Raw genomic sequence first — 18,262 nt, forward strand, 5'->3', positions numbered from 1 at the left:
AAAAAAGCACCGCCGCAAAGCGATGCCGTTTTTTATAAGAACCGGAGCGGACCGAACGGGGCCGCTCAGACGCTCATGATCGAGACAGCCTTGGTGTTCAGGTAAGCCTCGAGCGCCTCCGGGCCGCCTTCCGAGCCGTAGCCCGAATCCTTCACGCCGCCGAAGGGCATTTCGGGCGAGGGCGCGGCGGGCTGGTTGATCCACAGCATGCCGAGCTCGAGCTTCTGGCTCAGCAGGTGCGCGTTCTTGATCGACCGGGTGAAGGCATAGCCGGCCAGGCCGAACGGCAGGCGGTTGGCTTCGGCGATGGCTTCTTCCAGCGTGTCGAAGCCGCGGATCGCCGCGATCGGGCCGAAGGGCTCGTTGTTGAACACGTCGGCATCGAGCGGCACGTCGGTCAGCACGGTGGGCGCGAAGAAGTTGCCGGTGTCGCCGACGCGTTCGCCGCCGGCCGCCACGGTGGCGCCCTTCTTGCGCGCATCGTCCAGCACATGGGCCATGGCCGTGAGGCGGCGCGCGTTGGCGAGCGGGCCCAGGGTCGTGCCTTCGGCCAGGCCGTCGCCGAGCTTCAGGCCTTCGGTGTACTTGACCAGCGTGCGGGCGAATTCCTCGCGCAGGCTGTTGTGCACCAGGAAGCGGGTCGGCGAAATGCAGACCTGGCCCGCATTGCGGAACTTGGCGGCGCCCGCGGCCTTCACGGCCAGCGCCACATCGGCGTCCTCGGCCACGATGACCGGCGCGTGGCCGCCCAGCTCCATGGTGACGCGCTTCATGTGCGAGCCGGCCAGCGCGGCCAGCTGCTTGCCGACCGGAGTGGAGCCCGTGAAGGTCACCTTGCGGATGATCGGATGCGAGATCAGGTAGTTCGAGATTTCGGCCGGGTTGCCGAACACCAGGCCCACGGTGCCGGGCGGAATGCCGGCATCGACGAAAGCCTGCAGCAGCGCGGCCGGCGAGGCCGGGGTTTCTTCGGGTGCCTTCACCAGGAACGAGCAGCCGGTGGCCAGCGCGGCGCCGAGCTTGCGCACGATCTGGTTGATGGGGAAGTTCCAGGGCGTGAACGCGGCGACCGGGCCCAGCGGCTCCTTGATCACCAGCTGCTGCGCGGCCAGGTTGCGCGAGGGCACGATGCGGCCGTAGACGCGGCGGCCTTCATCGGCGAACCACTCGATGATGTCGGCGGCAGCCAGCGTTTCGCCCTTGGCTTCGGCCAGCGGCTTGCCCTGCTCCTGCGTGAGCAGCCTGGCGATTTCAGGGGCGCGTTCGCGGATCAGGCCGGCGGCGCGGCGCATGACGGCGGCGCGCTCGTTGGCGGGCGTGTTGCGCCACTTTTCGAAGCCGCGCTGGGCGGCGGCCAGGGCGCGGTCGAGGTCGGCGATGCTGGCATGCGCCACCTTGCCGATGGCCTTGCCGGTGGCGGGGTTCACGACGTCCAGCGTCTTGCCGCCGGTGGCGTCGACCCATTCGTTGTCGATCAGCAGGCGGGTGTCGGTGTAGGTGGCGGTCATGGCGAACTTTTCCTTCGAGGACTGGATGATGGTGAAAAGGGGAAATCTGGGTGCGCGGCGCGGCACCCGGAAGGTGCGCTTGCGACAACGGCGGCAAATTGCCGCCGGGTGCATAGATTAACCCGAGTTCGCCAAACCCGCCGGCGCCGGGAAACCGGCCCCTTTTGCCGTTGCCGCCGTGACGGCCGCTACAGGATCAGCAGCGCGCGGAAGTCGTTGACGTTGGTGTTGGTGGGGCCGGTCACGAACAGGTCGCCGATCGCGTCGAAGTAGCCGTACGCGTCGTTGCGGTCGAGGTGGTCCGACAGCTTCCTGCCGGCCGCGCTGGCACGCGCCAGCGTGTCGGGCGTGACGAAGGCGCCGGCGTTATCTTCCACGCCGTCGATGCCGTCGGTGTCGGCCGCCAGCGCCCACACCTGCGGCTGGCCCATGAGCGCGCCGGCCAGGCCCATGCACAGCTCGCCGGCCCGCCCGCCCCGGCCCTTGGCCTGGCCAGGCTGGCGCGGGCGAATGGTCACCGTGGTCTCGCCGCCCGAAAGAATCACGCAGGGCCGCGCGAACGGCTGGCCGCGGTGGGCCACGGCGCGCGCCAGCGCGGCATGCACCTTGCCGACCTCGCGCGATTCGCCTTCGATCTCGTCGCTGAGGATGTGCGCCTCGATGCCGGCCGCGCGCGCCGCCTTGGCCGCGGCTTCGAGCGATTGCTGGGGCGTGGCGATCAGGTGGACTTCATGGCCGTTGAAGACCGCGTCGTCCGGCTTCGGGGTTTCGAGCTCGCCGCTTTCGAGCTGCGCGCGCACCGGTGCCGGCACTTCGATGCCGTAACGGTCGAGGATGGCCAGCGCGTCGGCGCAGGTGGTGGCGTCGGGCACCGTGGGGCCGCTCGCGATGACGGCCGGATCGTCGCCGGGCACGTCGCTGATGGTGAGCGTCACCACGCGCGCCGGCGCGCACGCCGCCGCAAGACGGCCGCCCTTGATGCGCGAGAGGTGCTTGCGCACGCAGTTCATCTCGCCGATGCCGGCGCCGCTGTCGAGCAGCTGCTTGTTGATGCGCTGCTTGTCGGCCAGCGTGAGGCCTTCGGCCGGCAAGACGAGCAGCGAGGAACCGCCGCCCGAGATCAGGCACAGCACGAGGTCGTCGGCCGTGAGGCCTTGCGCGAGCGCGAGGATGCGCGCCGCCGCCTGCTGCCCCGCCGCATCGGGCACCGGATGCGCGGCCTCGACGAGCTCGATGCGCTGCGGCACGCCCTCGGGGCGCGGCGGGATGTGGTCGTAGCGCGTGACGACCAGGCCCGACAGCGGCGCATCGGCCGGCCACAGGGCCTCGAGCGCCTGCACCATCGAACCGCCCGCCTTGCCGGCGCCGAGCACCAGCGTGCGGCCCTTGGGCGGCTTGGGCAAATGCGCGCCCAGCGTGGACAGCGGCAGCGCGCGGTCCACCGCCACGCGGTAGAGATGTTCGAGGAAGGCGCGCGGCGCTTCGCGCGGATCGGGTGCGGGGCCGAAGGAAGGGTTCGATGCGGTCATGGCTTGCTTTGTCTCCATCGGGCGATTGTGCGGCGAACGGCGGCCGGCTCTCTTGACCGCGGTCACTGTCCAATCCAGCTAGTTGGTCTTGGCGCCGGCCTGGAACCAGCGGCCGATCAGCGCGCGTTCTTCGTCGGTGATGCCGGTGGCGTTGTTCATCGGCATGATCTTCGTGACCACCACCTGCTGGTAGATGGCCTGCGCATGCGCCGCCACCTGCTCGGGCGAATCGACGCGCACGTTCTTCATCTGCACGGCCTCGCCATGGCACATGAAGCAGCGCTGCTCGAGCACCTTCTGCACGTCCTTGAATGCCACGGCGGGCGCTGCTGCCGCAGCCACAGGCGCGGCCGCCGGCTCGGGCTTCATCCAGACGATGGTGAGCCCCAGCACCACGATGCCGATCAGCGCATAGGGCAGCGGGTTGCCCGCGTTGCCGAGCTTGAAGCGGTGCCGCACCACGAAGAACTGGCGAATGGCCGCGCCGCCCAGCATGATCAGCAGCAGCACGATCCAGTTGTACTTGTTCGTGTAGGTGAAGCTGTAGTGGTTGCTCAGCATCGCGAACAGCACCGGCAGCGTGAAGTAGGTGTTGTGCACGCTGCGCTGCTTGCCGCGCTGGCCGTGCACTGGATCGACCGGCCGGCCTTCGCGCAGGGCCTGCACGTTCTTGCGCTGGCCCGGAATGATCCAGAAGAACACGTTGCCGCTCATCGTGGTGGCCATCATCGCGCCCACCAGCAAGAAGGCCGCACGGCCCGCGAACCACTGGCAGGCCAGCCAGGTCGCAAACACGATGAAGAGCGCGATCAGCACGCCCACGATGGTGTCGCCGTTCTTGCGGCGGCCGAAGATCTGGCAGATGCCGTCGTAGACCATCCAGAACACCACGAAGAAAGCCAGCGCCACGCCAATGGCGGCGCCCGGCTGCCAGTCCATCTTCGACTTGTCGATCAGGTAGGTGCTGGCGTTCCAGAGGTACGACATGGTGAAGAGCGCGAAGCCCGTGAGCCATGTGGAGTAGCTCTCCCAGTACGACCAGTGCAGGTGGTCCGGCAGCCGCTTGGGCGCCAGCGCGTACTTCTGCATGTTGTAGAAGCCGCCGCCATGCACGGCCCATTGCTCGCCGCCCACGCCCTTGTCGAGCGACTCGGGGTCTTGCGGCTTCTCGAGGCTGTTGTCCAGCATCACGAAGTAGAAGGAGGCGCCGATCCAGGCGATGGCGGTGATGACGTGGACCCAGCGCAGCAGCAGGTTGGCCCAGTCGAGGTAATAGCTTTCCATGTGTGGTGCTCTCTCTCAACCCCGTCGGCGCGTGGGGGCGCCGCGAAGGGGTTTCTTCAGCCTGCTCACCACTGCGGGCGCTGTAAGCAGAGAAAGTGCCGCGAACGCAGGCTCCATGAAATGGGCCTCGCTCCGCTGCGGCTTGTTGTGGACCGAAAGTGTATACAGTTTTGGCAAGTGGCGGGATGCTTTTTTTGAAGGCGTCGCCGCCGGGAAAACCCTGTTCAGCCCAGTGATTGCAACAACTGTGCCGCCACTGCCACCGCGATCACCTCGGGCTCCTTGCCGGTGATGCCGGGCACGCCGATCGGGCAGGTGATGCGCGCCAGTTCCTCGGGCCTGAAGCCGCGCGCCTCGAGCCGGTGGCTGAAGGTGGCCCACTTGGTCTTGCTGCCGATCAGGCCGATGTAGGGCAAGTCGCCATGCGTGCGCAGGCGCTTGAGGCAGGCGATGACGATGTCCAGGTCTTCGGCGTGGCTGAAGCTCATGATCAGCACGCGGCTGCCCGGCGCGAGCGCGGCCACGGCGTCCTGCACGGGCTCGGAATGCTCGGTCTCGATCTGCGCCGGCAGCGCATCGGGAAACACGCCGTCGCGGCTGTCGATCCAGCGCACCGTAAACGGCAGCCCCGCCAGCAGCCGCGCAAGCGCAGCGCCCACGTGGCCGCCGCCGAACAGCGCCACCGGCTGAAGCTGCCCGACCAGTTCGCGCTGCAGCACCGGCGCATCGGCCGCCGTGATGCGCCGGTAAGAGAGAAACATCACGCCGCCGCAGCACTGGCCCAGGCTCGGGCCGAGCGGGTAGCGCTCGATGCCGTCGATGGCGCGCCGCCCCGCGAGCAGTTCGCGCGCTTCCCGCGTGGCCTGGAATTCGAGCTGGCCGCCGCCGATGGTGCCCGTGAGCCCTTCGGCCCACACCGCCATCCAGGTGCCCGCCTCGCGCGGCGCCGAGCCCTGCGTGGATTCGACGCGCACCAGCACCGCGTCTTCGCGGGCGAGGCGCGCCAGCAGCTGATCGACCAAGCCGTTCATTCTCGATACCTTCGGTTGCGGGGATGCGCGCGACTCACTGTATAAACCCGGCGATGAACCGTCAGCTTACGCCGCGCCGCCTCGCCCTTCTTGCCTCTTCCCTCTGCGCCCTCTGGATCGCCGGATGCGGCACCACCGGCCCCGGCGCCGGTTCTGTGCCGGGCCAGCTGAGCGGGGCCACGGCCGACCGCAGCGCCAGCGGCCCCGCGCCGCGCGCATCGAATGCGGCCACCGCGCGCGACTATCGCCGCGATGCCGCGCGCCACATCTACGAGATCAACCGCTCGCGCATCTACGGCGGCCAGCTGCCGCCGCTGCTCTATGCCGTGGGCACGCTGCAGGTGAACCTCGATGCCGGCGGCCGCGTGGTGTCGATGCACTGGATGCGCGCGCCCAAGCATGCGCCCGAGGTCATCGCCGAGATCGAACGCGCCGTGCTGCAGGCCGCGCCCTTCCCCGCCGCCACGCGCCTCGGCCCGGTCACCTGGACCGACACCTGGCTGTGGGACAAGAGCGGGCGCTTCCAGCTCGACACGCTGACCGAAGGCCAGTCCCAGGGGGATTGACACCTCAGGACCCGCGGTAGGTCGAGTAGCTCCACGGGCTCACGAGCAGCGGCACGTGGTAGTGCTGGTCGGTGTGCGCCACACCGAAGTCCAGCGACACCTTGTTGAGGAAGTTCGGCTCGGGCAGCTTCACGCCGCGCACCTTGAAGTAGCCCGCCACGTCGAACACCAGCCGGTAGGTGCCGGCCTTGAGCGAGTGGTTGTCGTAGAGCGGCGCATCGCTGCGGCCGTCCGAATTCAGCGTGAAGCGCTTCACCAGCGTGGCGTCGTCGCCTTGGGTGGTGTACAGCGCCACCTCCATGCCGGCCGCGGGGCCGCCGTGCATCGTGTCCAGTACGTGAGTGCTCAAGCCCATGGGGCGCTCCTTCGAAGGTCGATCAGCTGCGGGAAATTCCGGTGGACAAAAGTGTATACAGTTACCGGCTTTGGGTCTATCATGAAAAACATGGAGTCCTCCACCACCCGTTCGATCGTCGACGCGCTCACCAAGGCGATCGTCGACCACCGGCTGCAGCCCGGCACCAAGCTGGCCGAGCAGAAGCTGGCCGACCACTTCGGCGTGTCGCGCACGCTGGTGCGCCAGGCGCTGTTCCAGCTGTCGCAGAACAAGCTCATCCGCCTGGAGCCCGCGCGCGGCGCCTTCGTGGCGGCCCCGGCCGTCGACGAGGCCAGGCAGGTGTTCGCGGTGCGCCGCATGCTCGAGGCCGAGATGACGCGCGAGTTCGTGCGCACCGTCACGCCGGCCAAGATCAAGGCGCTGAAGGAGCACGTGGCGCTCGAAAAATCCGCGGTGTCGGGCGAGGACATCTCGGGCCGCACCGAACTGCTCGGCGACTTCCACGTGCGCATGGCCGAGCTCATGGGCAACCAGGTGCTGGCGCAGATCCTCGGCGAGCTGATCTCGCGCTGCGCCCTCATCACGCTCATGTACCAGAGCACCAGCGCGGCCGAGCACTCGAACGACGAGCACGCCGACATCGTGAAGGCGCTGGCCGCGCGCGACGAGGAGCGCGCCGTGCGCCTCATGACCGAACACCTGGAACACGTCGAAGCCAACCTCACCTTCGACCGCAAGGTGCCCACCAACGACATCTCGCTCGCCCTGTCCTGAACGAACGCCCATGACCGTCTACGACACCACCCTGCCCTACCCGCGCGACCTCGTCGGCTACGGCCGCAATCCGCCCCATGCCCAGTGGCCCGGCGGCGCGCGCATCGCGGTGCAGTTCGTCCTCAACTACGAAGAGGGCGGCGAGAACGCCACGCTGCACGGCGACGCGGGCTCCGAGCAGTTCCTTTCCGAGATGTTCAATCCGGCGAGCTTTCCGGACCGGCACATCAGCATGGAAGGCATCTACGAATACGGCTCGCGCGCCGGCGTCTGGCGCATCCTGCGCGAGTTCGAAAAGCGCGGCCTGCCGCTCACCGTGTTCGGCGTGGGCATGGCGCTCGCGCGCTACCCCGAGCTGGCCGCGGCCTTCAAGGAACTCGGCCACGAGATCGCCTGCCACGGCTGGCGCTGGATCCACTACCAGAACCTCGACGAGGCCACCGAGCGCGAACACATGCGCCTGGGCATGGAAGCCATCGAAAAGCTCACGGGCGAACGCGCCCTGGGCTGGTACACCGGCCGCGACAGCCCGCGCACGCGCCGCCTCGTGGCCGACTACGGCGGCTTCGAATACGACAGCGACTACTACGGCGACGACCTGCCCTTCTGGATGAAGGTGCAGAAGACCGACGGCAGCGTGGTGCCGCAGCTCATCGTGCCCTACACGCTCGACTGCAACGACATGCGCTTTGCGCTGCCGCAGGGCTACTCGCATGCCGATCCGTTCTTCCAGTACATGAAGGACAGCTTCGACGCGCTCTATGCCGAAGGCGATCCGCAGGGCGACAACAGCCCCAAGATGATGAGCATCGGCATGCACTGCCGCCTGCTCGGGCGGCCCGGCCGCATCACCGCGCTGCAGCGCTTTCTCGATCACATCGGCCAGCATGAAGGCGTGTGGATCTGCCGGCGCGTGGACATCGCGCGCCATTGGAAGCAGGCCCATCCCTTCGAAGCGGCCGCCACCGGAGACCCGTCATGAGCCTGACCCTCGACCAACTGAATGCAGCAACGCCCGGCGATGCCGTGGCGCTGCTCGACGGCACCTACGAACATTCGCCGTGGATCGCCGAGCGCGCGCTCGCGGCGCGCCCGTTCCGCTCGCTCGCGCACCTGAAGCATGCGCTCGTGCAGGCGGTGGCCGCGGCCTCGACCGACGAAAAGCTGGGCCTGATCCGCGCCCACCCCGAGCTCGCGGGCAAGGCCATGGTCAGCAAGACGCTCACGGCCGAGTCGACCCATGAGCAAGGCAAGGCCGGCCTCACCGACTGCACGCCCGAAGAGTTCGCGAAGATCCAGCAGCTCAATGCCGACTACAACGCGAAGTTCGGCTTCCCGTTCATCCTGGCGGTGCGCGGGCCGCGCGGCACCGGGCTTTCCAAGCGCGAGATCATCGACACCTTCGAGCGCCGGCTGCACCATCACCCGGACTTCGAGCTGGGCGAGGCGCTGCGCAACATCCACCGCATCGCCGAGATCCGGCTCAATGACAAGTTCGGCGCCGACGTCTCGCTCGGCAACGACGTGTGGGACTGGCACGAAGCGCTCTCGGCGCACACCGACCCGGGCTACGCCGAGAAAGGCCAGCTCACCGTCACCTACCTGACCGATGCGCACCGCGCCTGCGCCGCACAAATTTCCGGCCTGATGCGCGACTGCGGCTTCGACTCGGTGCACATCGATGCGGTCGGCAACGTGGTCGGCCGCTACGAAGGCAGCACGCCCAATGCGAAGGCTTTGCTCACCGGCTCGCACTACGACACCGTTCGCAACGGCGGCAAGTACGACGGCCGCCTGGGCATCTTCGTGGCCGTAGCCTGTGTGCGCGAACTCAAGCGCCAGGGCCGGCGCCTGCCGTTCGCGTTCGAGGTGGTGGGCTTTGCCGAAGAGGAAGGCCAGCGCTACAAGGCCACCTTCCTGGGCTCGGGCGCGCTCATCGGCCACTTCGACCAGCGCTGGCTCGACCAGAAGGATGCCGACGGCATCACGATGCGCGAGGCCATGCGGCATGCCGGCCTCGACGAAGCCGAGATTCCCAAGATCCAGCGCGACCCGGCGCGCTACCTCGGCTTCGTCGAGGTGCACATCGAGCAGGGCCCGGTGCTGACCGAGCTCGACATCCCCCTGGGCATCGTCACCTCCATCAACGGCGGCGTGCGCTACGTGGGCGAGATGATCGGCATGGCCAGCCATGCCGGCACCACGCCGATGGGCCGGCGCCGCGATGCCGCCGCCGCAGTGGCCGAACTGATCCTCTTCGCCGAGCAGCGCGCGGCAAAGGACGGCGACTCCGTCGCCACCGTGGGCATGCTCGAAGTGCCGAGCGGCTCGATCAACGTGGTGCCCGGACGCTGCAAGTTCAGCCTCGACATCCGTGCGCCCAACGATCCGCAGCGCGACGCCGTGGTGCGCGACGTGCTGGCCGCGCTGCAGGAGATTGCCGACCGCCGCGGCGTGCGCTTCGTCATCGAGGAAGCCATGCGCGCGGCCGCCGCACCCAGCGCGCCCGCATGGCAGCAACGCTGGGAAAAGGCCGTCGAATCGCTCGGCGTGCCGCTCTTTCGCATGCCCAGCGGCGCCGGCCACGACGCAATGAAGCTGCACGAGGTGATGCCGCAGGCCATGCTCTTCGTGCGCGGCATCAACTCGGGCATCAGCCACAACCCGCTCGAATCGAGCACCAACGACGACATTCAATTGGCTGTGCAGGCCTTCCAGCACCTGCTGGACAGCCTCGCCGCCGAACAAGCCCACTGAAAAGAAAAACCATGACCGACTACGCCAAGCTCGACGCCTGGATCGACGCCCACTTCGACGAGGAAGTGCGGTTCCTGCAGCAACTGGTGCAGGTGCCCACCGACACGCCGCCCGGCAACAACGCGCCGCACGCCGAGCGCACGGCAGAGCTGCTGAAGGACTTCGGCCTGGACGCCGAGAAGCACGCGGTGCCGGAACAGGAAGTGAAGGACTACGGCCTCGAGTCGATCACCAACCTGATCGTGCGCCGCAAGTACGGCAAGGACGGCGACGGTGGCCGCACCGTGGCCCTGAACGCCCACGGCGACGTGGTGCCCCCCGGCGAAGGCTGGACCCACGACCCTTACGGCGGCGAGATTGCCGATGGCAGCCTCTACGGCCGCGCCGCCGCCGTGAGCAAGAGCGACTTCGCGAGCTTCACCTTCGCGCTGCGCGCGCTCGAAGCCGTGGCCAAGCCCGCCAAGGGCAGCGTCGAGCTGCACTTCACCTACGACGAGGAATTCGGCGGCATCCTCGGCCCGGGCTGGCTGCTCAGGCAGGGCCTGACCAGGCCCGACCTGATGATCGCGGCCGGCTTCAGCTACGAAGTGGTCACCGCGCACAACGGTTGCCTGCAGATGGAAGTGACGGTGCACGGCAAGATGGCCCACGCCGCCATTCCCACCAGCGGCATCGATGCGCTGCAGGGCGCGGTGAAGATCCTCAACGCGCTCTATGCGCAGAACACGCTCTACCAGCAGGTGACCTCGAAGGTCGAGGGCATCACGCACCCCTACCTCAACGTGGGCCGCGTCGAAGGCGGCACCAACACCAACGTGGTGCCCGGCAAGGTGGTGTTCAAGCTCGACCGCCGCATGATCCCCGAGGAGAACCCGGTCGAGGTCGAAGCCACGATCCGCAAGGTGATCGCCGATGCGGCCGCGGAAAGCACCGGCATCACGGTCGAGATCAAGCGCCTGCTGCTCGCCAATTCGATGAAGCCGCTGGCCGGCAACAAGCCGCTGGTCGATGCGATCCAGAAGCACGGCCAGCAAGTGTTCGGCGAGCCCATCAAGGCCATGGGCACGCCGTTGTACACCGACGTGCGCCTCTACGGCGAAGCCGGCATTCCGGGCGTGATCTACGGCGCCGGCCCGCGCACGGTGCTCGAATCGCATGCCAAGCGCAGCGACGAACGCGTGGTGCTCGAAGACCTGCGCCGCGCCACCAAGGTGATCGCGCGCACGCTGAGCGACCTGCTGGCCTGATCCGAAGCGGCAGGCGGCGCCCGCATTGCGGGCGTCCGACGCCGCGCATCAGTCGCCGCCTACATCGGTCCGCGCGCCGGCGCGCAGCATCGGCTGCATGACCGAACGCAGTTCCACGCCCACCCTCACGGCCGATGCCCATGCGGTCGTGCATCGCTTCGCCGAGCTCGACGGGATGCAGGTCTTCTACCGCGAAGCCGGCCCGCGCGACGCGCCGGTGCTGCTGCTGCCGCACGGCTATCCGTGCTCGTCGTTCCAGTACCGCCGGCTCATGCCTTTGCTGGCGGACCGGTGGCGCCTGGTGGCGCCGGACTACCCGGGCTTCGGCCTCAGCGACACGCCCCCCGCCGAGGCCTTCGGCTTCGACTTCGATGCCTATGCGGGCTTTCTCGAAGCCTTCTGCCGCAAGCTGGGCCTTGATCGCTATGCGCTCTACCTGCACGACTACGGTTCGCAGATCGGCCTGCGCCTGGCCATCCGGCATCCGGAGCGCGTGGCCGCGGTGATCATCCAGAACGGCGACATCTACGAAGACACGCTCGGCCCCAAGTACCGCGCCATCCAGGCCTTCTGGCGCGATCCGTCGGCCAGCAACCGCGCGGTGCTCGAGAAGGCGGTGAACGAAGAAGGCTTTCGCGCCGAGTTCGTCGGCGAGGTTTCCGAGGCCCAGGCGGCGCAGATTCCACCCGACCTATGGAAGCTGCACTGGCCGCTGATGAACACGCCGCAGCGCAGGGAACTCGCGCGCCAGCTGATGGAGGGCCTGAAGGAAAACCTCGAATGGTTCCCGCGCTACCAGGCCTTCCTGCGCGAGCACCAACCGCCCGCGCTCATCGTCTGGGGGCCGAACGACGGCTACATGCCCGAGGCGTCCGCGCGCGCCTACCTGCGCGACCTGCCGAAGGCCGAGCTGGTGCTGACCGACGGCGGCCACTGGCTGCTCGAGACGCACCTCGCGCAGGTGGTGCCGGTCATCCGGCGCTTCCTGTCCGCGGCCCACTCGCGCTGAGCGCAATCTCCCGCGTCACGCGCAGGAACTTCTCCATGTCGGCCGCCGAGTGGCAGTGCAGCGGCGAAACCCGCACGGTGCCTTCGAGGCCAAAGGAGTCGAGCATGCGCTTGGAGTAGATGCTGCTCGCCACGCGCTCGTAGACCGTCACGCCGCGCAGGCCGTACTCGACCACGGCTTGCGTGCAGTCGAGGTGCTCGAAGCCGATGCCGATGATCAGGTCGCGCTTCGTCAGGTCCGGATGGTCGAGGAAGACCTTCACGCCCTCGATGCTGCGCAGGCCGGGCACGCCGCCGCTTCCGTCCAGCAGCGCCGACAGCAGCGCCCGCTCGTGCAGTTCGATGTGCGTGATGCCGGCTTCGAACAAGGCGCGGCGCCCGGTGGCCTGCGTGAAATGGCCGCCGAGCCAGCACACGTAGTCGACGATTTCGGTGAGCACGGCAAACTGCCACGGGGCCGAGCTGCCCAGGTCCCAGAAGTCGGGCTTCTTGCCCGCGAGCTTGTGGTGCGGCAGCTGCGCCGCGCGCTCCGACACCCACGACAGGCCCGAGCCGCGGCAGCCGAAGAACTTGTAGGGCGCCATGTTGATCCCGTCCACCGGCGTCTTCTGCAGGTCGATCAGGCCGTGCGGTGCGTGCTGCACGGCATCCACCACGATGTAGAGATCGGGCTTGATCTCGCGCGCGCGCCGCACGATCTGCTCCAGGTCGAGCTTGGCGCCGGAGATGTTCGAGGCATGGATCACGTTGAGCAGGCAGGTGTCCTTGTCCACCAGCCGCACGATCTCGTCGGCATCGACGCCGCCGGTCTCGCGGTTGCTCCTGGCCACCCGCAGCTCGCGGCCGGCCTTCTGGGCATAGAGGCTCATCGCATCGAAGGACGAGGGATGCTCGAGCACGGTGGTGACCATGTTGGTGCCCGGCACGTTCTCGGCCACCGCGCGCACCATGTCGAACATCGCGCCCGATGCCGTCAGCGACGCATAGACGCTGCCGCCCTGCGCGTTGAGGATGGTGCGTACGTCGTCGGTGCCCCGCGCCTGGATCTGCTGCAGCTCGACGGCGGTGGCGTGGATGCGCTCGGCGTTGTCGGGAATGGCATCGACCTGCGCGAAGCGCTCGGCCGCCGCCTTGAGCCGGAACGAGCCGCCGGCATTGTCGAAGTAGAGGCGCTCGCGCCCGTGGTGGTCGTGGTCGACGTGGAGAAAGCGCTGCTTCACCTCGCGCATCAGCGCATCGGGGAACGCCAGGCCACTGGCGTGTCGTGTGTTGGCCGGCATGCTCAAACGCCCTTGTTGTTGGGGTTCCTGTAGGCCTCGCGCACCGCGTCGGACATCGGGAAGTTGAGGTTCACGTTGCGCGGCGGAATGGGCGACATGAACCACTTCGCGTAGAGCTTGTCGATGGAGCCCGACTTCATCATCTCGGTCACGGCCTGGTCGACGATTGCCTTGAACTCGGGGTCGTCCTTGCGCATCATGATGCCGTAGGGTTCCTGGCGCAGCACGTCCTTCAGCAGCTTGTAGTCGGCGGCATTGGGCTGGTTGGCGATGAGGCCGGCCAGCTGCACGTCGTCCAGCACATAGGCCGCGGCGCGGTCGCTCGCGAGCAGCAGGAAGGCATCGGCCGTGTCCTTGCCCGCGATTTCCTGCACTTCGATGTTCTCGGTCTTGCGGAAGCCGCGCAGCAGCTGCATCGAGGTGCTGCCCGCCACGGTGGCCACGGTCTTGCCCTGCAGGTCGGCGATCGAGTTGATGCCCGAGTTCTTCTTCACCGCGGCCGTGATGTTGGTGACGAAGTGGCTCGGCGCAAAGTCGACCTGCTGCTGGCGCTGCACGGTGTTGGTGGTGGTCGCGCAGTCGAGGTCGACCGTGCCGTTCTGCACCAGCGGAATGCGGTTGGTCGAATTGAGGAGCGTGTAGCGCACCTCGATCTTCGAAAGGCCGAGCTTGGCCTTGATGGCGTCGACCACCTTCAGGCAGATCTCGTTGGTGAAGCCGATGGGCGCGCTCTCGGCGCCGGTCTTGTAGGAGAACGGGATCTGCGTGTCGCGGCTGCCGATCTGCACCGTGCCCGTTTCCTTGATCTTGCGTAGCGTGGGGCTCTCCTGCGCGGCCGCGGCGCCGCACAGCAGCGCAATGCTGGCGCCGAAAGCGAGGGACAGTTTGAAGTTCATGGAATGTTCCTTTGAAGATGAGGCCGGAAGTACGCGGGACTGCACGGGGCGAATCTTCGGCGCCACTTCAAATTTCCAAAAGCGATTTTTTGTAATGGAATAAGATGAATAAAAGTATTCAATCCAAGGCGCGTGCACCGTGATGACCTTCAAGCAGCTCGAGGCCCTGTACTGGATCGCCAAGCTCGGCGGCTTCGCGCAGGCGGCCAACCAGCTGCATACCTCGCAGTCGGCCGTGTCCAAGCGGGTGCATGAACTCGAGCTGCTGTTCGACACCGAGCTGTTCGACCGCAGCCAGCGCACCGCGCGGCTCACCGAAAAGGGCGAGGAGATGTTCGTGCTGGCGTCCCGGCTGCTCGAGCAGCGCGATGCCGCGGTCGAGCAGTTCAGCAAGCCCGGCGTGGTGCAGCGGCGGCTGCGCATCGGCGTGACCGAGCTCACGGCCATGACCTGGCTGCCGCGGCTGGTCGGCGTGATCCAGCGGCACTACCCCAAGGTCGTCCTCGAGCCCGACGTGGACGACAGCCTGCAGCTGCGCGACAAGCTGCTGGCCGACGAGCTCGACCTGGTGATCGTGCCCGACACCTTTGCCGATTCGCGCATGCAGAGCAAGGCCATCGGCAAGGTGCAGAGCGCCTGGATGTGCAAGCCCGGCGTGGTGGCCGCCACCGGCACCGTGCGGCTGCACGAGCTCGCGCGCCACCGCATGCTGGTGCAGGGCAAGAACTCGGGCACGGGGCGTGCCTACGACGCCTGGATGAAGGACCAGGGCGTGCAGCCCGCCGACACCATCGTGGTGAGCAACCTGGTGGCGCTGACGGGCCTCACGGTCTCGGGCCTGGGCGTGAGCTATCTTCCGCGCCGCTGCCTGGACCCGCTGGTTTCGGCCGGCATGCTCGCGGTGATCGACGTGCAGCCCGCGCTGCCGGTGGTGCGCTACGTGGCCATGCACAAGGGCGAGCACCGCAGCGCGCTGACGTCGTCGATCGTGATGCTGGCGCAGGAATGCTGCGATTTCACGCGCATGTTCCAGGCGCAGCAGGACGAAGAGCCTGCAGAATGAGCGGCATGAAAACCCGCAAGCAGACCTCGTCCACGCCCTTCATCCGTGTCGGCCCCAGCGGCGTGCACGGGCTCGGCGCCTTCGCGACGCGCGACCTGCCCGCCCAGGCCTTCCTCGGCCTCTACGAAGGCCGGCGCTACACGCAGCAAGAGATCGCCGCCAGGACGTGGAACGACCAGCTCACCTACCTGTTCACGCTCTCCAACCAGGAAACGATCGACGGCGCCAAGGGCGGCAACGGCACGCGCCACCTGAACCACGCCTGCGACCCCAACTGCGAAGCGGTCGAGGAGTACGACGAGGCGGGCGAGTTGATGCTCAAGTTCCAGACCCTGGTTGCCGTGGATGCCGGCGACGAGCTGTTCATCGACTACTCGCTGACCGCGGACGACGGCTCGACCGCCGACAAATACCCCTGCCACTGCGGCTCGCCCCACTGCCGCGGAACGATGCTGTCCCCGGCCGAGGCCGACTGACCGCCCACCGGCTCCGCTCGCCCTCGAAAGGCGCCACGGCCACGGGCCAGGGCGCCTTTTTTCGTTGGCGCCGCCGGCCGTCATCTCAGGGAATCTACGGATATATGATTTGCCGGATGGGCTTGATTGCACACGGTTTTTGTATACAAATAACGCACCCGATCACCCATCCACCCATTCGCACGAGGAAAGACCATGAGCACAGTCGTCAGCCAGGCTCCCGCGGGGGCAAGCGAAGCCGGCCATGCGCCGCATGCCGAATCCAATGCGCTGATCAAGCCCGGCTACCACCCGCGGCTGACCAACGAAGACCTGGCCCCGCTGCGCAAGCAGACCTGGGGCCAATACAACATCTTTGCGTTCTGGATGTCCGACGTGCACAGCGTGGGCGGCTACATCACGGCCGGCAGCCTGTTTGCGCTGGGCCTGTCGAGCTGGCAGGTGCTGGTGTCGCTGCTGGTGGGCATCGTGATCGTGCAGTTCTTCTGCAACCTCGTGGCCAAGCCGAGCCAGGTGACGGGCGTGCCCTACCCCGTGGTGTGCCGCGCGCCCTTCGGCGTGCTGGGCGCCAACATCCCGGCCATCATCCGCGGGCTGATCGCGGTGGCCTGGTACGGCGTGCAGACCTACCTGGCCTCGGCCGCCTTCATGGTGCTGGCGCTGCACTTGTTCCCGAACCTCGCGCCGTATGCCGACGTGGCGCAGCACGGCTTCGTGGGGCTCTCGGCGCTGGGCTGGGTGGCGTTCATGGTCATGTGGGTGCTGCAGGCCTTCGTGTTCTGGCACGGCATGGAAGCGATCCGCAAGTTCATCGACTGGGCCGGCCCGGCCGTGTACGTGGTGATGGCCGTGCTTTGCGGCTGGCTGGTGTGGAAGGCCGGCTGGAGCAGGATCGACCTGAACCTGGGCGGCATCAAGTTCCAGGGCTGGGACGCGCTGCCGGTGATGCTCTCGGCCATTGCGCTGGTGGTGAGCTACTTCAGCGGCCCGATGCTCAACTTCGGCGACTTCTCGCGCTACGGCAAGAGCTTCGACGCGGTGAAGAAGGGCAACTTCTGGGGCCTGCCGATCAACTTCGTGTTCTTCTCGCTGCTGACGGTGATCACCACCGCGGCCACGCTGCCGGTGTTCGGCGAACTCATCACCGATCCGGTGCACACCGTGGGCAAGATCGACAGCACCACCGCCGTGGTGCTGGGCGCGCTGACTTTCATGATTGCGACCATCGGCATCAACATCGTCGCCAATTTCGTCTCGCCGGCCTTCGACTTTTCGAACGTGGCGCCGCAGCACATCAGCTGGCGCACGGGCGGCATGATCGCGGCGGTGGGCTCGGTGTTCCTCACGCCGTGGAACCTCTACAACAGCCCCGAGGTCATCCACTACACGCTCGACGTGCTGGGCTCCTTCATCGGCCCGCTGTTCGGCATCCTGATTGCCGACTACTACATCGTGCGCAAGCAGCGCATCGACGTGGACGCGCTCTACACCATGAGCCCCAAGGGCGAATACTGGTACAGCGGCGGCTACAACCCGAAGGCGATCCAGGCGCTGATCCCCTCCGCGCTGGTGCCGATCCTCTGCGTGATGGTGCCGGTGCTGCGCGGTGGCGCGAACTATGCATGGTTCATCGGCATGGCACTGGGCTTCGTCATCTACGCCCTGCTGAACCGCAGCAACAAGACTTGAAACACTGAAAGAGAAAGAAAGGGCCGCGCCGTGCGCATCAAGATCATCAATCCCAACACCACCTGGAGCATGACCGAGAAGATCGGCGCCTGCGCCCGCGCGGTGGCGAGCGCCGGCACGCAGATCGTCGCGGTCAGCCCGGCCATGGGGCCGGCTTCCATCGAAAGCCACTACGACGAGGCGCTGGCCGTGCCCGGCCTGCTGCAGGAAATTGCGGCCGGCGAGCGCGAAGGCTTCGACGGCTACGTGATCGCCTGCTTCGGCGATCCGGGCCTGAAGGCCGCACGCGAACTGGCGCGCGGCCCGGTGGTGGGCATCGCCGAAGCCGCGATGCACCTGGCCAGCATGGTGGGCAGCCGCTTCAGCGTGGTGACCACGCTCGGCCGCACGATGGGCCAGGCCTGGCACCTGGCCGAGGTCTACGGCATGGAGCGCTTCTGCGCCCAGGTGCGCGCCTGCGAGCTGCCGGTGCTCGAGCTCGAGGAGCCCGGCTCCCAGGCACGCGAGCGCATCGTCGACGAATGCCGCCGCGCGCTCGAGGAAGACGGCGCCGACTGCATCGTGCTGGGCTGCGCCGGCATGACCGACCTGTGCGAGCACATCGGCGGCCTGCTCGGCGTGCCGGTGATCGACGGCGTGGCTGCGGCCACCCGGCTGGTCGAATCGCTGGTCGCGCTGAAGCTCTCGACCAGCAAGCGCGGCGAGTTGGCCCATCCGCTGCCCAAGGCCATGAAGGGCGCGCTCGAGGGCTTCACCTTGCGCGGCTGACCACGCCCAGCGCGAGCGCCGCAGCCATCCGCTGAGCCACAATCTGCGC

Annotated in this window: 17 protein-coding genes; 10 read left to right on the forward strand and 7 right to left on the reverse strand. The window is 67.5% G+C overall.

Features of this window, described 5'->3' with window-relative positions; translation table 11 throughout:
• Positions 1 to 65 precede the first annotated feature (65 nt).
• The 4 genes from ACAM58_RS19165 to xdhC all read right to left on the reverse strand — a co-directional run bounded on the left by ACAM58_RS19165 (position 66) and on the right by xdhC (position 5,352).
• The gene (locus ACAM58_RS19165; protein ID WP_369663309.1) at positions 66 to 1,508 is read right to left on the reverse strand and encodes an NAD-dependent succinate-semialdehyde dehydrogenase; all 1,443 of its coding nucleotides are present in this window, start codon (positions 1,506 to 1,508) and stop codon (positions 66 to 68) included.
• 188 nt (positions 1,509 to 1,696) lie between these two features.
• The gene (locus ACAM58_RS19170; RefSeq protein WP_369663310.1) at positions 1,697 to 3,037 is read right to left on the reverse strand and encodes a glycerate kinase; all 1,341 of its coding nucleotides are present in this window, start codon (positions 3,035 to 3,037) and stop codon (positions 1,697 to 1,699) included.
• Positions 3,038 to 3,115: 78 nt separating this feature from the next.
• Positions 3,116 to 4,321 carry a urate hydroxylase PuuD gene (locus ACAM58_RS19175; protein WP_369663311.1) on the reverse strand — a complete coding sequence of 402 codons (1,206 nt, stop codon included), beginning with the start codon at positions 4,319 to 4,321 and terminating at the stop codon, positions 3,116 to 3,118.
• 224 nt (positions 4,322 to 4,545) lie between these two features.
• Positions 4,546 to 5,352: a xanthine dehydrogenase accessory protein XdhC gene (gene xdhC, locus ACAM58_RS19180; protein WP_369663312.1), complete on the reverse strand. Its 807-nt coding sequence runs from the start codon at positions 5,350 to 5,352 to the stop codon at positions 4,546 to 4,548.
• Between the two features lie 53 nt (positions 5,353 to 5,405).
• On the opposite strand from xdhC, the gene ACAM58_RS19185 reads away from it, so the two are divergent.
• Complete coding sequence (locus ACAM58_RS19185; RefSeq protein WP_278875260.1) at positions 5,406 to 5,918, forward strand: hypothetical protein; 513 nt, start codon at positions 5,406 to 5,408, stop codon at positions 5,916 to 5,918.
• Positions 5,919 to 5,922: 4 nt separating this feature from the next.
• On the opposite strand, the gene uraH is transcribed toward ACAM58_RS19185, so the two are convergent.
• The gene (uraH, locus tag ACAM58_RS19190; RefSeq protein ID WP_369663313.1) at positions 5,923 to 6,273 is read right to left on the reverse strand and encodes a hydroxyisourate hydrolase; all 351 of its coding nucleotides are present in this window, start codon (positions 6,271 to 6,273) and stop codon (positions 5,923 to 5,925) included.
• Between the two features lie 90 nt (positions 6,274 to 6,363).
• On the opposite strand from uraH, the gene ACAM58_RS19195 reads away from it, so the two are divergent.
• The 5 genes from ACAM58_RS19195 (at position 6,364) to ACAM58_RS19215 (ending at position 12,042) form a co-directional block, all read left to right on the forward strand.
• Positions 6,364 to 7,029 carry a GntR family transcriptional regulator gene (locus tag ACAM58_RS19195; protein WP_230537845.1) on the forward strand — a complete coding sequence of 222 codons (666 nt, stop codon included), beginning with the start codon at positions 6,364 to 6,366 and terminating at the stop codon, positions 7,027 to 7,029.
• Positions 7,030 to 7,039: 10 nt separating this feature from the next.
• Positions 7,040 to 8,011, forward strand: coding sequence for an allantoinase PuuE (puuE, locus tag ACAM58_RS19200; protein ID WP_369663314.1), 972 nt, complete (start codon positions 7,040 to 7,042; stop codon positions 8,009 to 8,011).
• Positions 8,008 to 9,786 (forward strand): 2-oxo-4-hydroxy-4-carboxy-5-ureidoimidazoline decarboxylase, encoded by a 1,779-nt coding sequence (gene uraD / locus ACAM58_RS19205; protein WP_369663315.1) that lies wholly within the window; start codon positions 8,008 to 8,010, stop codon positions 9,784 to 9,786. The genes puuE and uraD overlap by 4 nt, the downstream gene beginning before the upstream one ends.
• Before the next feature lie 11 nt (positions 9,787 to 9,797).
• Positions 9,798 to 11,033, forward strand: coding sequence for an ArgE/DapE family deacylase (locus tag ACAM58_RS19210; RefSeq protein ID WP_369663316.1), 1,236 nt, complete (start codon positions 9,798 to 9,800; stop codon positions 11,031 to 11,033).
• A 97-nt stretch (positions 11,034 to 11,130) separates the two neighbouring features.
• Positions 11,131 to 12,042, forward strand: coding sequence for an alpha/beta fold hydrolase (locus ACAM58_RS19215; protein WP_369663317.1), 912 nt, complete (start codon positions 11,131 to 11,133; stop codon positions 12,040 to 12,042).
• Here ACAM58_RS19215 and ACAM58_RS19220 read toward each other — a convergent pair.
• Positions 12,005 to 13,321 carry an aminotransferase class V-fold PLP-dependent enzyme gene (locus ACAM58_RS19220; protein ID WP_369663318.1) on the reverse strand — a complete coding sequence of 439 codons (1,317 nt, stop codon included), beginning with the start codon at positions 13,319 to 13,321 and terminating at the stop codon, positions 12,005 to 12,007. The genes ACAM58_RS19215 and ACAM58_RS19220 overlap by 38 nt on opposite strands.
• A 2-nt stretch (positions 13,322 to 13,323) precedes the next feature.
• Positions 13,324 to 14,217 (reverse strand): amino acid ABC transporter substrate-binding protein, encoded by an 894-nt coding sequence (locus ACAM58_RS19225; protein WP_015866708.1) that lies wholly within the window; start codon positions 14,215 to 14,217, stop codon positions 13,324 to 13,326.
• A gap of 142 nt (positions 14,218 to 14,359) precedes the next feature.
• On the opposite strand from ACAM58_RS19225, the gene ACAM58_RS19230 reads away from it, so the two are divergent.
• From ACAM58_RS19230 to ACAM58_RS19245, 4 genes are all read left to right on the forward strand, one after another.
• Positions 14,360 to 15,280, forward strand: a complete 921-nt coding sequence (locus tag ACAM58_RS19230) for a LysR family transcriptional regulator (protein WP_062365868.1) — start codon at positions 14,360 to 14,362, stop codon at positions 15,278 to 15,280.
• Entirely contained in the window at positions 15,277 to 15,756 is a 480-nt protein-coding gene (locus ACAM58_RS19235; protein ID WP_015866710.1) for an SET domain-containing protein, read from the forward strand. The genes ACAM58_RS19230 and ACAM58_RS19235 overlap by 4 nt, the downstream gene beginning before the upstream one ends.
• A gap of 195 nt (positions 15,757 to 15,951) precedes the next feature.
• Positions 15,952 to 17,445: an NCS1 family nucleobase:cation symporter-1 gene (locus ACAM58_RS19240; protein WP_018905335.1), complete on the forward strand. Its 1,494-nt coding sequence runs from the start codon at positions 15,952 to 15,954 to the stop codon at positions 17,443 to 17,445.
• Positions 17,446 to 17,475: 30 nt separating this feature from the next.
• Entirely contained in the window at positions 17,476 to 18,213 is a 738-nt protein-coding gene (locus ACAM58_RS19245; protein ID WP_369663319.1) for an aspartate/glutamate racemase family protein, read from the forward strand.
• The last annotated feature ends 49 nt before the right edge of the window (positions 18,214 to 18,262 follow it).

Origin of the sequence: Variovorax sp. V116 (genome assembly GCF_041154435.1) — a bacterium.
GTDB classification, from domain to species: Bacteria; Pseudomonadota; Gammaproteobacteria; order Burkholderiales; family Burkholderiaceae_C; genus Variovorax; species Variovorax paradoxus.

What these genes read in the sequence shown, in the direction of transcription:
- ACAM58_RS19165 (WP_369663309.1), bottom strand. Translation starts at nt 1,508, where the DNA reads ATGACCGCCACCTACACCGACACCCGCCTGCTGATCGACAACGAATGG.
- ACAM58_RS19170 (WP_369663310.1), bottom strand. Translation starts at nt 3,037, where the DNA reads ATGACCGCATCGAACCCTTCCTTCGGCCCCGCACCCGATCCGCGCGAA.
- ACAM58_RS19175 (WP_369663311.1), bottom strand. Translation starts at nt 4,321, where the DNA reads ATGGAAAGCTATTACCTCGACTGGGCCAACCTGCTGCTGCGCTGGGTC.
- xdhC (WP_369663312.1), bottom strand. Translation starts at nt 5,352, where the DNA reads ATGAACGGCTTGGTCGATCAGCTGCTGGCGCGCCTCGCCCGCGAAGAC.
- ACAM58_RS19185 (WP_278875260.1), top strand. Translation starts at nt 5,406, where the DNA reads ATGAACCGTCAGCTTACGCCGCGCCGCCTCGCCCTTCTTGCCTCTTCC.
- uraH (WP_369663313.1), bottom strand. Translation starts at nt 6,273, where the DNA reads ATGGGCTTGAGCACTCACGTACTGGACACGATGCACGGCGGCCCCGCG.
- ACAM58_RS19195 (WP_230537845.1), top strand. Translation starts at nt 6,364, where the DNA reads ATGGAGTCCTCCACCACCCGTTCGATCGTCGACGCGCTCACCAAGGCG.
- puuE (WP_369663314.1), top strand. Translation starts at nt 7,040, where the DNA reads ATGACCGTCTACGACACCACCCTGCCCTACCCGCGCGACCTCGTCGGC.
- uraD (WP_369663315.1), top strand. Translation starts at nt 8,008, where the DNA reads ATGAGCCTGACCCTCGACCAACTGAATGCAGCAACGCCCGGCGATGCC.
- ACAM58_RS19210 (WP_369663316.1), top strand. Translation starts at nt 9,798, where the DNA reads ATGACCGACTACGCCAAGCTCGACGCCTGGATCGACGCCCACTTCGAC.
- ACAM58_RS19215 (WP_369663317.1), top strand. Translation starts at nt 11,131, where the DNA reads ATGACCGAACGCAGTTCCACGCCCACCCTCACGGCCGATGCCCATGCG.
- ACAM58_RS19220 (WP_369663318.1), bottom strand. Translation starts at nt 13,321, where the DNA reads ATGCCGGCCAACACACGACACGCCAGTGGCCTGGCGTTCCCCGATGCG.
- ACAM58_RS19225 (WP_015866708.1), bottom strand. Translation starts at nt 14,217, where the DNA reads ATGAACTTCAAACTGTCCCTCGCTTTCGGCGCCAGCATTGCGCTGCTG.
- ACAM58_RS19230 (WP_062365868.1), top strand. Translation starts at nt 14,360, where the DNA reads ATGACCTTCAAGCAGCTCGAGGCCCTGTACTGGATCGCCAAGCTCGGC.
- ACAM58_RS19235 (WP_015866710.1), top strand. Translation starts at nt 15,277, where the DNA reads ATGAGCGGCATGAAAACCCGCAAGCAGACCTCGTCCACGCCCTTCATC.
- ACAM58_RS19240 (WP_018905335.1), top strand. Translation starts at nt 15,952, where the DNA reads ATGAGCACAGTCGTCAGCCAGGCTCCCGCGGGGGCAAGCGAAGCCGGC.